The organism is Roseivirga sp. UBA1976 (assembly GCF_002336325.1).
GTDB lineage: Bacteria > Bacteroidota > Bacteroidia > Cytophagales > Cyclobacteriaceae > Roseivirga > Roseivirga thermotolerans.
Genome location: NZ_DDDQ01000033.1, coordinates 1 through 12,796, shown reverse-complemented (window position 1 = coordinate 12,796; position 12,796 = coordinate 1). Strand labels below are relative to the sequence as shown.

General features: G+C 43.8%; 14 protein-coding genes. 9 read left to right on the top strand and 5 right to left on the bottom strand.

Annotated elements, in window-relative coordinates; genetic code table 11:
• Positions 1-149 precede the first annotated feature (149 nt).
• The 4 genes from dtd (at position 150) to B3763_RS03090 (ending at position 2,693) form a co-directional block, all read left to right on the top strand.
• Positions 150-602 carry a D-aminoacyl-tRNA deacylase gene (gene dtd / locus B3763_RS03105; RefSeq protein WP_286743569.1) on the top strand — a complete coding sequence of 151 codons (453 nt, stop codon included), beginning with the start codon at positions 150-152 and terminating at the stop codon, positions 600-602.
• Positions 602-946: a nucleotide pyrophosphohydrolase gene (locus tag B3763_RS03100; RefSeq protein WP_189630335.1), complete on the top strand. Its 345-nt coding sequence runs from the start codon at positions 602-604 to the stop codon at positions 944-946. Before dtd ends, B3763_RS03100 begins: the two co-directional genes overlap by 1 nt.
• Before the next feature lie 34 nt (positions 947-980).
• Entirely contained in the window at positions 981-1,838 is an 858-nt protein-coding gene (locus B3763_RS03095) for a DUF6263 family protein (protein WP_189630336.1), read from the top strand.
• A gap of 78 nt (positions 1,839-1,916) precedes the next feature.
• Entirely contained in the window at positions 1,917-2,693 is a 777-nt protein-coding gene (locus B3763_RS03090; RefSeq protein ID WP_286743565.1) for an aspartyl/asparaginyl beta-hydroxylase domain-containing protein, read from the top strand.
• Positions 2,694-3,095: 402 nt separating this feature from the next.
• On the opposite strand, the gene B3763_RS03085 is transcribed toward B3763_RS03090, so the two are convergent.
• Both B3763_RS03085 and gcvT read right to left on the bottom strand, forming a co-directional pair.
• Complete coding sequence (locus B3763_RS03085; protein WP_189630338.1) at positions 3,096-3,794, bottom strand: 2-phosphosulfolactate phosphatase; 699 nt, start codon at positions 3,792-3,794, stop codon at positions 3,096-3,098.
• Positions 3,795-3,948: 154 nt separating this feature from the next.
• Positions 3,949-5,037, bottom strand: a complete 1,089-nt coding sequence (gene gcvT / locus B3763_RS03080; RefSeq protein WP_286743586.1) for a glycine cleavage system aminomethyltransferase GcvT — start codon at positions 5,035-5,037, stop codon at positions 3,949-3,951.
• A 286-nt stretch (positions 5,038-5,323) separates the two neighbouring features.
• Between gcvT and B3763_RS03075 the strand changes: the two genes are divergently transcribed.
• The gene (locus tag B3763_RS03075) at positions 5,324-7,705 is read left to right on the top strand and encodes an ABC transporter permease (protein ID WP_286743562.1); all 2,382 of its coding nucleotides are present in this window, start codon (positions 5,324-5,326) and stop codon (positions 7,703-7,705) included.
• Between the two features lie 178 nt (positions 7,706-7,883).
• The gene (locus B3763_RS03070; RefSeq protein ID WP_189630341.1) at positions 7,884-8,348 is read left to right on the top strand and encodes a nuclear transport factor 2 family protein; all 465 of its coding nucleotides are present in this window, start codon (positions 7,884-7,886) and stop codon (positions 8,346-8,348) included.
• Positions 8,349-8,403: 55 nt separating this feature from the next.
• Here the strand turns inward: B3763_RS03070 and B3763_RS03065 are convergent, their stop codons facing one another.
• Positions 8,404-9,000: a ribonuclease HII gene (locus B3763_RS03065; protein WP_286743559.1), complete on the bottom strand. Its 597-nt coding sequence runs from the start codon at positions 8,998-9,000 to the stop codon at positions 8,404-8,406.
• A 59-nt stretch (positions 9,001-9,059) separates the two neighbouring features.
• Here B3763_RS03065 and B3763_RS03060 point away from each other — a divergent pair, with 59 nt between their 5' ends.
• From B3763_RS03060 to B3763_RS03050, 3 genes are read left to right on the top strand one after another with little or no spacing between them, the layout of a single operon-like run.
• Positions 9,060-9,608, top strand: a complete 549-nt coding sequence (locus B3763_RS03060) for an NUDIX domain-containing protein (protein WP_286743556.1) — start codon at positions 9,060-9,062, stop codon at positions 9,606-9,608.
• Complete coding sequence (locus tag B3763_RS03055) at positions 9,608-10,957, top strand: MATE family efflux transporter (protein WP_229838643.1); 1,350 nt, start codon at positions 9,608-9,610, stop codon at positions 10,955-10,957. The genes B3763_RS03060 and B3763_RS03055 overlap by 1 nt, the downstream gene beginning before the upstream one ends.
• Positions 10,958-11,013: 56 nt before the next feature.
• Positions 11,014-11,715 carry a head GIN domain-containing protein gene (locus tag B3763_RS03050; RefSeq protein WP_189630344.1) on the top strand — a complete coding sequence of 234 codons (702 nt, stop codon included), beginning with the start codon at positions 11,014-11,016 and terminating at the stop codon, positions 11,713-11,715.
• Here the strand turns inward: B3763_RS03050 and B3763_RS03045 are convergent.
• Positions 11,712-12,398, bottom strand: a complete 687-nt coding sequence (locus B3763_RS03045; protein ID WP_286743550.1) for a lysoplasmalogenase — start codon at positions 12,396-12,398, stop codon at positions 11,712-11,714. The genes B3763_RS03050 and B3763_RS03045 overlap by 4 nt on opposite strands.
• A partial coding sequence (locus B3763_RS03040; protein WP_286743548.1) for an MFS transporter occupies positions 12,388-12,796 on the bottom strand: 409 nt, incomplete at its 5' end. The genes B3763_RS03040 and B3763_RS03045, both read right to left, overlap by 11 nt.

Below are 12,796 nucleotides of genomic sequence, written 5' to 3'. Positions count from 1 at the left end.
AGAAATATACTTCTTGCGACTTAAGTAATTAACCCTATATTTTTTCTCTCAAAAAAGTTGAGAGAAAAATTCCGGAATGATGGCTTTGTCTTTTTGAATTATTTATCCTCTGCTTTCGATTTTAGAAGGCTAAATCCTTTTTTTGAAACATGATAGCAGTAGTACAACGAGTTTCGGAATCGTCAGTAGCCATAGGTGGAAAATTAAAATCGGCCATTGGTCAAGGGGTGATGATTCTGTTGGGTATTGAGGAGGCCGACAGTCAGGAAGATGTAGAATGGCTAAGTCGAAAAATTGCCAATATGCGCATTTTCGATGATGAAAATGGGGTGATGAACAAGAGCCTGATTGACAGTGGAGGAGAAGCTTTGGTAATAAGTCAGTTTACACTACATGCCAGCACCAAAAAAGGCAACAGGCCTTCATACATTAAAGCAGCAAAACCCGACATCGCTATTCCGCTTTATGAAGCCTTTAAGACACAATTGGCAATTGACTTAGGAAAAGAAGTGGCTTCGGGTGAGTTTGGAGCCGATATGAAAGTATCTTTGATTAACGATGGTCCGGTAACCATTATCATAGACACAAAAGACAAAAAATAATGAGTACAGAAATAAAGGGAATTTCTGCCCTGCAGGAAGAAGTAGATCACTGGATAAAAACAGTGGGAGTAAGGTACTTCAATGAATTGACCAACATGGCTCAGCTCAGTGAAGAAGTAGGTGAGGTAGCCCGAATTATTGCCAGAAGATATGGGGAACAGTCAGAAAAAGAGTCAGACAAAGCCAAAGATTTGGGCGAAGAACTAGCCGATGTGCTTTTTGTGGTGGTTTGTCTGGCTAATCAAACGGGAACCGATCTGCAGGCGGCATGGGAGCGCAGAATGGCCAAAAAGACCGCGCGCGACAAAGACCGGCACAAGAATAATGAAAAACTAAAATCCTAACTATTATCCGTTATATTCGCGCAAACTCTAAATCATGAAAACGATACTTACCTGGGCATTGCTTGCCTGCATATTCACTCAATTACCTGCTCAAAACATTTCTAAATACACTTTAAAGAAAGGCGATAAGTTCAGTATTGAAATGAGCCTCAATCAAGACATTACCCAACAGGTTATGGGACAGTCTACTGAGATGGAGCAGGTTCAGCAAACCAAAGACTTTTTTGAAGTACTGGCCGTGGAAAATGGTGAGTATCGCATCAAAACCACTGCACTTAAGCGTTCATTTGCCATCAATGCCGATATGATGCAAATGGAAATGTCTTCTGAAAACGAGGGCGAACAGAATTTGCCGTTTAGGTTAATGGTGGATAAATCTTATGAATTTACTATGACGGCTCAGGGCAAGGTAACAGCTGTTTATGGTCTGGAAGAGCTTGTCAACGGATTGAAGTCAGATTTGCAAGGCACGATATACGGTAGCGAAGTAGGGCAGATTATTTCTGTGTACGATAAAGAAACCATCTTGAGTTCACTCAATCAGCAGTTCAATATATACCCTGAAGGCAACAGCCAGACATGGCAAAAGACAAACAAACTGGTAGTGAACAATGCCCCAATCGAAACAGCTACAACCTATAGCTATGAAAATGCTAATACCATTTTGGCAAATGCCAAGGTGAACCTCGATGGAAACATTGAACAAATGGGTATGGTAATGAAAACCAAACTCTCGGGTACACAGGAAAATAAATATGTGATTAGCACGAGCAATGGATTGCCCGAAACGGTGACTATTAAACAAAGTGTAACCGGTGATGTAGAAGCTCAGGGTATGGTAATACCTATGACGGTGGTTACCAACTCAACATTTAAAGTGACGATGCAATAATTTTTCTGCTTCAGGAAACTTTGCATTGGTTAGTAATCGTTAGACACGCATCAATCAAACAAATGAATAACACTGGTCATGTTAGTTCTTGAAATTATAGGAGTTGTAATTGCCGCGTTCATTGTTCTGAATGTGATTCTCTACTTTGTGGAGCCTAGCCTTATAGCCATTACCTTTTCATTGGTACTTAGGCTTTTCTATAGAAATCCCCCTATGGTAGATTTGGAAAAGCATTTTAAAGACCACCAACTGCTTAAAGACAACTGGAAGGTAATTCAGGCCGAACTATTGGAAATACTAAGGAATGAGCAGAACATTCCGAAATTTCATGAGGTAGACAAAATTCAGCGTTTTATCAACGATGGGGACAAATCGCCCTGGAGAGTTTTTATGTTTAAGGCTTACGATAACTGGCAGGAGTCTAACTGTGCCAAAGCCCCTAAAACAACGGAGTTGCTCAAGCAGATTCCGGGCATTACCACGGCCATGTTTTCAATCTTAGGGCCTCAAAAGCATATTCCCCCACATAATGGTTTTTATAAAGGAGTGTACCGCTATCACCTCGGACTAATTATTCCCAAAGAAGGGGAGTGTTATATAGTGAATGGTGGCCAGCGCTACGACTGGAAGGAAGGTGAAGATGTGCTCTTTGACGACACTTTTAAACATGCGGTGTGGAATAAAACAGATGAAACCCGTGTGGTGCTTTTTTGCGATGTTTTCCGCACAGATTTACCTAAAATATTCCAGTCCATGAACCGGTGGGTATATGGCCTCAGGGAAAAAAGCCAACGCCTGAAGAAGGTGCTTAAAAATGCAGAGGTTCAGGTAGATTTGAAGCCGCAGGCCGGGTAGGTTGGTTAAGAGTTATCAGTTAACGGGGAATCAGGGATTGGTCCGATTCGTCATTTGTGAGGCATCATTTATCGCTAGTAAGGATCCTTGATTTGGCAATCCGGTTGTTTTGAGCACAGTTTATCTTAATATGGCTTACTATTTTATTAGAGTTACCGATTGGTCCCTGTTTTGATATTTTGTCACCGTTTGTGTCTTCATAAATGGCTCTTATAAGGTACTTTGAAGACACAGCTTGTAGCTGGAGTTGTCTAATGTTTTTATGTGATCTAACCAAGTAATCCTATACTTTATTACGATTACACTGCTATGCAGTAATCTTAACTAGCTATGATAGTATAGATAGAGTGGGAATCAATAGGCTAATTTTATGAATGGAATACTCTACCCTTCTGCAACGAATTAAACAACCAACTCCCCATTCTTGAGTTTCGGCACAACATCAAACTCGTTGCAGCGCGAGCAGTATTCTATGTCTTTCATGATACCGAATTTTGTAAGGCGTTTGGCATGGTTGCTTCGGCTAATGAAATAGTAGGGGTCTTTGCCCATTGATTGAAAAAGGTAAAAAGCAGCCGTGGCCGCGTCAGAATCGAACTCGGCTTGCTTCTTAAGTCCATCTAAAACAGCTCCGGCAAAAAGGCTGTCTTCCAGGTTATACTTCCCCTTCCATCCGGCACAGAAAAGCAATATGTCTCGTTTGGTTTTGGAGAGATGGTTAACTACTGCCTTAAGGTTTAAAAATGCGCCAATAATTACTTCGGGAGCTTCTTTAGATAAGTCCAGTGCGCGAGTGCCATTGGTAGTGGTGGTCGCAACCTTCTTTCCCTTTAGCCCCTTTTCCATATAATCGAATGGTGAATTGCCCAGCTGAAACTGGGGCAGCTTTTGCCCGTTTCGCTCTCCGGCCATTACATAACCTTGAGCACCAAGAGCTTCACACTCTTCAACGGTAGCTACCGGGGTAATGCTTGCCACACCCGTACCCAGGCCGGCTACCATGCACGAGGTCGCCCTGAGAATGTCAATAACTACAACGGTTTTGTCAGTTACGTCAAACTGATGGATCAATTCCGGAGTGTAGCAAACGTCTATGTTCATTAATGGAAGGGTAATTTATTTGTTAATTCTTAGTTGGTAACTATCAATGGTGTGGGTCTCATTCTGAATTCGTTTCGGAATCTCAGCAGAAGAGGACCCTGAAATAAATTCAGGGTGGTTCACTTGCTGGTTGTTCACCACCCTTTGATTTCCTTTACTTCTGCACAAAAGGAAGTTTTACTACTTCCGCTTTTAATCTTCTATTGCGTACAGCAACATAAATTTCGGTACCTGCTTTGCTAAATTCTTTCTTCACATAGCCCAAGCCGATGCCAATACCCAGAGTAGGCGACATGCTTCCCGAGGTTACCTCACCGATAACGTTTTCTTCGGCATCCATTAGCTCATAATGACTTCTGGGAATTCCTTTGTCAATCATTTTAAAGGCAATAAGCCTGGTGGAAACCCCTTCCTCTTTTTGCTTTTGAATGGCTTCTGAGTTAGTGAACTCCTTGGTAAACTTGGTTACCCAACCCAAACCGGCAGCAATAGGAGAGGTCTCGTCTGTAATGTCGTTTCCATAGAGGCAGTAACCCATTTCCAGACGCAGGGTATCTCTGGCTCCTAAACCAATGGGTTTAATATCAAATTCGGCTCCGGCTTCAAAAATCTGCTTCCAAACCGATTCTGCATGGTCGTTGTGTACATATATCTCAAAACCACCGGCACCGGTATAGCCTGTTGCCGAAATTATAACATACTCAACTCCTGCCATTGGCCCTACCACAAAGTTGTAGAACTTAATGGAAGATAAATCTACAGAAGTTAGCTTCTGAAGCGTGGCAACAGCCTTTGGACCTTGCACAGCAAAAAGTGAATGAGAATCTGAAACGTTTCTCATGCTTACTCCTTTGTGGTTGAACCGGCTAATCCACTCCCAATCTTTTTCAATGTTTGAGGCATTGACTACGAGCATGTATTTTTGCTCATTGAAGCGATACACCAGCAAGTCGTCCACTATTCCCCCTTTGTCATTGGGTAAGTAAGAATACTGGGCCTGCCCGTCAACTAGTTTAGATGCATCGTTGCTGGTTACTCGTTGAATTAAATCAAGTGCATCAGGTCCTTCTAAAACAAATTCTCCCATGTGTGAAACATCGAATACTCCCACACCATTTCTAACGGTGTTGTGTTCCTCAATGTCTGAGGTGTACCGCACGGGCATGTTGTAACCGGCAAAGGGAACCATTTTAGCCCCCAGACTTTCGTGAAGGTCGTTTAATGCTACTTTTTTTAATTCCATTTCAATCTCGTTTTGCTCGACAAAAGTAAGCATTGAGGTATAAAAAAAGGCTTTGGTTAAATTAATTCTCAGGCTGTTTTCGGGTTCAGGCAACCCATAAATGATTTTGTGCATCTATTTGGTTATAAACCAAATATGCCAACGCTTCTAATTAGTTGAGAGGAGCTTGTCAGCTACCTGTCTTTAATACTGAATGCTTGCCGGAGCAGCGAATTAAAGAGAGCTCAAGGCTGTTTTTCGGCTTGATTAGAAGTAGAATTTCAAACCAAAACAAAGGTCAAAACTCATGTTTAAAAATTTTTTAAAAGTAACGGTAAGAAGCCTGCTCAAAAGCAAGGTTTTCGTGTTCATTAATATTATTGGTCTCGGTTTGGCGCTAGCCTGTTGTATTGTAGCTTTTCTGAACTACGAGTTTGCACTCAATTTTGATAAACAGCACAAGAACTATGACCAGCTCTATCAGGTATCGGTGTACATCGATCAGAATGGAGCCCGCCAGCCTTTTGGTCAAGCTCCCCTGCCATTGGGGCCTTTACTCAAATCGGAAGTGCCGGGAGTAGAATGGGTGAGCCGGTTCGAACGATCGGGGGTTACAATTAAACGCGAAAGCAATGTGTTCAATCGCACAATGGCTTTTGTAGATGATGATTTTTTGGAAATGTTCACCTTTCCCATGCTGCATGGCGATGCGGCCAGTTACAAAGAGCTTTCCAGTGTACTAATCTCTAACCGAACAGCCATTTCTTTGTTTGGCAAAGAAAATGCCGTTGGAGAAACCGTTGAGTTGGTGCTTTCAGAGCGACCCAACATACTCCTTACTGTGGGGGGAGTGTTTGAAGAACCGGGCCTGCAGAGTTCATTGCAGTTTCAGCTCATTACAGATTTCGAAAACTTTCACCGCAACTTCAATGTAGACAAAGACGATTGGTCCATCTTTGTAGATGGCCTTTTCATTCAAACCGCAGATCCGCAGGTAGCTCAGGCCTTGCCGGGCATGATTCAAAAGTATGCGCCATTACAAGCCGAGGTAAAAAAGGATTTCCCAATTAATTCTTTCTGGGTGCAAGCCATGGCCGATGTAGCTTTTAACCAAAGAGATGTTGATGGCACCACTTTGGGTAACGAAACCCTACATCCTGCTCATATCACTGCCCCCAACATTATGGCCTTGCTCATATTGCTGTTGGCTTGCTTCAACTTTACCAACACAGCCATAGCCATGTCTAACAAACGCCTGAAAGAAATTGGTATTCGCAAAACAGTGGGGGGCTCGCGCGGTCAACTGGTGTTTCAATTTTTAGGCGAAAACCTGGTGTTGTGTTTCCTGGCTCTGGGATTAGCTCTTTTATTCTCGTTATGGCTAGTACCCAAATACAGCGACATGTGGCCCAATGTCAATGTAGTGCTCACCCTTTGGAACAATCCGGGAATGATTATTTTCCTCTGCTCTACTTTAGTTCTTACAGCGGTATTGGCCGGAGGGTACCCCGCCATATTTGTGAGTAGATACAAGCCAGTTGCCATTTTGCGAGGAACGCTCAAAGTAAGCTCGTCAAGCTTGCTCTCAAAGGTGTTGTTAGGCATCCAAATGCTTATTTCCGTGCTTTCGTTGGTATTAGGCTTTGCCTTCGTTCAAAACTCAAATTTTCAGGAGAATCTTGATCTGGGTTACGAAAAAGAAGGCGTTTTGATGGTACAGTTAAATAGCGCCAATGAAGCCGAGCGATTCAAAACAGCAATAGTCAGCAACCCATCCATCGATGAAGTGGCCCTAACCAGCGGCCATGTGGGGTGGAGATCATATCAAACCAAATTAAAGGCGGAGAGCTCTGAGGTGCAGGCAACCATATTAGATGTGGGGCTCAATTATGTTGAAACTATAGGCCTACAGGTATTAGACGGCAGGAGCTTCGATGCAGCCAATAAGGAGGCCGATAAGGCCCGAAGCGTTGTGGTTAACGAAAGAATGGCGGCTCGTATGGGTTGGGAGAATCCCGTAGGACAGCGAGTAACTATGAACGACTCATTGCAATATACCGTGGTAGGACTTGTAAAGGACTTCTACCTGTTTGGTCTCTGGGTGCCCATAAACCCCGTAATGCTCAGGCTACGCAATGAAAGCGACCTGAACATGGTGATTGTGAGAGTGAGCGATGAGGAAATGGGGGCTACGCGCGATTTTCTGGAGTCTACCTGGGCAGAAGTAGTGCCCGACAGACCAACCTCCATTTATACCCACGATATAAACGTTTTGGGTGAAGCGCGCGATGTAAACAAGAATATTGTGCAGATGTTCATATTCCTGGCTGTAATAGCCGTGGTGCTTTCTGCCATAGGTCTGTTCACTCTGGTATCTATAAACATTCAAAGCAGAACCAAGGAAATTGGTATTCGAAAGGTGTTAGGAGCTTCAATAGCCAAAATCACCACGCTTATTAATCGTCCGTTTCTCATTATTGTAGGCGTAGCCTCAATACTAGGAGGAGGGCTGGGTATTTTTCTAGCCGGTCTTCTAATGGGCACAATCTGGACTTATCATGTAACTCCAAACTTCATTAGTGCGCTGGTTCCTATTGTTATCATACTGTTAGTGACCCTCATTTCTATCTCCGGTAAAGTGATTAACGCAGCCAAAAGAAACCCGGTAGAGTCGCTCCGCTACGAATAGCAAGAATTGCACAAATAGCACGTCATTCCTCTTTAGGGGCGTTTCTTTATAGTTTTAGCTCAAAAAACGATGGAGATCACTGACCTATCGGGGAATGACGTTCCGTTTTGACTCAAGCCTTTGTAACCCACGGCTTCGTGAATGAGTTAGGAAGTTTATAAACCAAAAGCTCTCCATTATGAAAAGAATACTGATCCTTAGCACGTCACTTATGCTCGTGGCACTGCTAACCCTATCTTTTACCCACAAAAATGCTATTGAAGCAAAGGCAGAAGAGGAAGTAAAACAGCTGATCTTGAAGGCCTATATCAACGGGGCATTTAATGAGCTGAATGCAGATGCGATGCGAAAGGGGTTTCATGAAGATTTTGCTATTTACTCTCCCAAAGGTGAGTCCATAAGTAAATACCCTATTGCAGTTTGGGCCGATGGGGTTGAAAAAAGAAAGGCCAACAACTACGACCCTGGCGACCCCAAAAACAAGTGGGATCATAAGTTTGCCTTAGTAGATGTTACGGGCCATGCTGCACAGGTAAAGGTAGAGTTGTTCAACCAAGGGAAACATGTGTATACAGACTATTTGAGTTTGCTCAAATTTGATAGCGGCTGGCGAATTGTGGCCAAGGTATATCAACAGCATTGAGCCGGTTTCTTTGGTGTTTAAAGTCTTCTCTTCGCTCTGTCGGGCTGAAAATTCGCTAAAACAGTTCCAGCTGCTCGGGCAATAGCCTGAATGATTTACGATGGTAGGGTGTTATGCCCAGTGTTCTGATGGCTTCGCGGTGCTTAGTGGTGGGGTAGCCTGCATTGGTTTCCCATCCGTAACCGGGATATTGCTCAGCCAGTTGGGTCATAATTCTGTCGCGATGTGTTTTGGCCAGTATGGATGCAGCAGCTATACTCATGTATTTGCCATCGCCTTTTACTATGCACTCATGGGCAATGCCGGGATAGGGCTTAAACCGATTACCATCAATAAGCAACAATTCAGGAATAATACTTAGGTCTTTTATGGCCAAATGCATGGCCAGGTAGCTGGCGTTTAGTATGTTAATCTCATCGATTTTAGAGTGACTTACCTCTTGCACAGAGTAGGCCAGCGCATCGTGCTTAATTACTTCTTCCAGTTCATTCAACTGCTTTTTATTCAGTTTTTTCGAATCGTTTAAAAGCTGATGCTTGTAGTCTGTTGGCAGAATTACTGCCGCTGCTACTACCGGCCCGGCCAGAGGTCCCCTGCCGGCTTCATCGCAACCTGCCTCAACAATACCCTCTTTGTAGTATGCCTTTAACATTGTGGTTTAAACTTAACAATAGCCCTCAACAACTTGAAAGCTTTCTCTATTTTTGGGCCATGAGCAAAGAGAAAAGTCCCTGGAAGACCCTTGGCGAAAAGTTGATTTATGAAAACCAATGGATAAGGCTCAATGAGTATCAGGTAATTAACCCTTCCGGAAAGCCGGGTATATATGGTAAGGTATCGTTCAAAGGGAGGGCTGTGGGAGTTATTCCTGTAGACGGTGAAGGCAATACCTGGTTGGTGGGCCAATACAGATATACGCTCAGCGAATACAGTTGGGAGATTCCTATGGGTGCGGTGCCCTTTACCGAAAGCTATGAGGAAGGTGCTTTGCGCGAGCTAAAAGAGGAGACCGGACTCATTGCTCAAAAGCTGGAATTTCTGTGCAAAATCCACACCTCCAATTCTGTAACCGATGAGTTGGGTATGGTTTTCGTGGCAACGGAACTTTCTCAAGGTGAAACTCAGTTTGACGAGACGGAAGATATAGCTATCAAGAAGCTTTCCGTAAAAGAGGCTGTAGAATGGGTAATGGATGGTCGTATTACCGATAGTCTGAGTGTGGGTGGGCTACTCAAATATGCCCGAATAAAAAATATCTAGTGGCGCAATTATTATCCTATAAAGATCATTTTAACAAAACGGTTTTGTTGGCCTATCCGGTTATGCTCAGTCAGTTGGGGCATATTATGGTAGGTATTGTCGATAGTATAATGGTGGGGCAGCTTGGGCCTAAAGAGTTGGCTGCTTCTTCGTTTGCCAGTAATTTTCTGGCGGTGTTTATGATGTTCGGTATTGGTGTTTCGTATGGTATAACCCCCATGGTGGCTCAGGCTGATGGTAAAAAGGACAACGACCTGATTACTCGCTTGCTAAGACACGGAATTATTTTGTGTCTGGTATTAGGCCTGCTAATGGTAATGCTCATGTATTCACTTACCGCAGTTTTTCCTTATATGGGACAACCGGCAGAAGTAATTGATTTAGGGACTCCCTACTTTTTCATAATTGCCTCCTCTCTTTTTCCGCTTATTGTTTTTCAGGGGTTCCGCCAGTTTTCTGAAGGGATGTCTATCACCAAGCCCACTATGTACATTACCATTTTGGCCAACGGCTTAAATGTGTTGCTTAATTACCTGCTCATTTTTGGTAAGTGGGGCTTCCCGGAGTTAGGGCTCAATGGGGCCGGCTGGTCTACGCTAGTTTCCAGAGTGCTAATGGCCATTGCCATGCTGGTATTTGTGAGACGCTATCATCGTTTCAAGGCTTTTAGAGCCGGGTTTGTATTGAACAGGTTTAAGGCGGACTTCTTTAAGCCCATGCTAAAAATCGGTATTCCTACGGGAGGACAGTTCATCTTTGAGGTAGGGGCTTTTGCTATGGCGGCCGTAATGATGGGCTGGTTGGGCACAGTTCCTCTGGCTTCCCACCAAATTGCCATTAGCCTGGTGGCCATTAGTTATATGATGGCCTCCGGCATATCGGCAGCTTCAACTGTTAGGGTGGGTAACCAATTGGGGAAAGGAGATTTTCCGAATTTGAGAAGGGCAGGAAATACCAGCTTCATTATGGCTTTGGTTTTTATGGCGGCCTGTTCACTGGTTTACATTCTGTTTAACGGTTTTTTTCCAAAGCTCTATGTAGATGATGCCGAAGTGGTGGGTATAGCCAGCTCGCTGATTGTAATTGCCGGTCTCTTCCAGTTGTCAGATGGAGTTCAGGTGGTTGGTTTGGGCTGCTTGCGGGGTATGTCAGATGTGCGGGTACCTACCTGGATTACCTTACTTTCTTATTGGGGGCTGGCTATACCAAGCAGTTATGTGTTTGGATTTGTACTCGATTTGGGCCCTCAGGGCGTTTGGTATGGTTTGTTAATTGGCCTTACCGTGGCCGCAGTTGCTTTGTACACCAGATTTAATAGATTGGCTACAAAAAAGATATTGGCCCAATAGATGGCATGCAACCTTGGCCGTTTCATTAGGTCTATACTTTGTAAAATATGTCGATTATGAGAAGAACAATTTTTGTTGTGTTGCTGAGCTTTGTGGTTCTATCAGCCTGGTCTCAGCAAAAAGAAACCAGAAATGTGGGAGACTTCAACGGCATTGCCATGAATATTTCCGGCAAAGTATATGTAACGCAAGGCAATAAGAATGAGGTGATTGTGGAGGCTGATGGTGAGACACTCGAAGAAGTGATTACCGAAGTGCGAGGCAATAGACTGAGTATTTCAAGCCGATCAAGAAGAAGTTGGTTTAGCTGGGGCGACCGAGGCACTGGTAGGGTGAATGTGTACATTACCGTTCGCGATCTTAGAGAGGTGGTTGTTAGCGGAGCAGGAGATGTTATAGGGCAAAGACTTATAAAAACTGACGATTTGAGATTGTCCATTTCCGGTTCGGGAGATATAGAGCTGGAAGTAGATGCTAAAACAATACAGTCTAAGATTTCCGGTTCCGGCAACATAGACCTTAAAGGGTCGGCCCAAGAAGCATCACTAGGCATAAGCGGCTCAGGTAAGTACTATGCAGAAAGTCTAAAGGCCGATGACTACAACATAACCATCACCGGGTCTGGGAGGGCATCAGTTGCAGTTTTTGGCGAACTGGAGGTAAGAATTTCCGGCAGTGGTAGTGTGTACTATTCGGGTCAACCCACTGGAGTGAACACTAGTGTTTCAGGTTCTGGCAGAGTTAGGCGAAATAATTAATTCGCTTCTGGATTTTTCACTTTTAGAATAAACTCGCGATAACCTTCAATCAGCAGAAATTGTGCGGTTAAATAGGTGGCCATTATAGCCGGGGTACCCCAGGAGGCTTGTGCTACAAACCGATTGTAGGCAAGAATGCTGTCGCTCAATACAAAAAATAGAGCCCCAGCCATTATAAGCCAAAAACTATCGGAACCCGTCCTCTTCCATCGTTTTCTGGCCGTGATTGCCATTAGGCAAATAATAACGGTGTAGAGCAAAGCAGGCGCATACATATTCCCTAGTCCTGGCTTAACTACTGAAAACATGGCCAAACCATACAGCATAAAGGGAATGTCTTGCCATTGCGGTTTAAAACCTTTTTCCAAAACCGTTACTGCGCTCATGTTCACAAGAAGATAGACTACATGAGCCAACAAAAAGCTTAACAAACCGGCCAGAAAAAACCAGGCATTGTTTCCGCTAAAAATAAGAAGGGTGTCTCCCAAAAATGAAAAAACCAGAGCTGCCTTGATGTATCCATTCAGAGGGCTTTTGGGAGTGGTTCTAACAAAGTATAAAAACAGAGAAGGAATGAGTAAAGGTTTAGTGATCTGCCCCACGAGAGTCCAGTCGGCTAATAACGCGGCCAAATGAAAGACGCTGAGCAAAAAAAAGGGCGTAGCTTTTGGGTTAAACCTCATCGGAAGGGTTGTTAAACAGTTTTTCTCCCCAAGATAAGCCGAAGTTTAAAAATAAGAAGCCCAAAAGAGAGAGTATGGCACAAGCCAGAAAGGCTTCTCGTAAATTTTCAATCACATTACCATAGATGAGTCCGGCCGCAAAAGCTCCTAATCCAATACCTATTTCCAGGGCTATATACATGGTAGCAATGCCGCGTCCGCGGGCTTTGTCATGGCTTAGATCTATGGTCCAGGCATAAATGGTGGGCGTGTTTAAGCCAACGGCAATACCAAAAGCAATTGAACTGGCCAGTAGCATGGGTTTGGTATGTGTAAAAGCCACCATAATATCGGCCAGAGCTATTGCTATAGTGGCCCACTTAAGCACATAAACCCTTCCCTTTTTATCTGAAATTTTA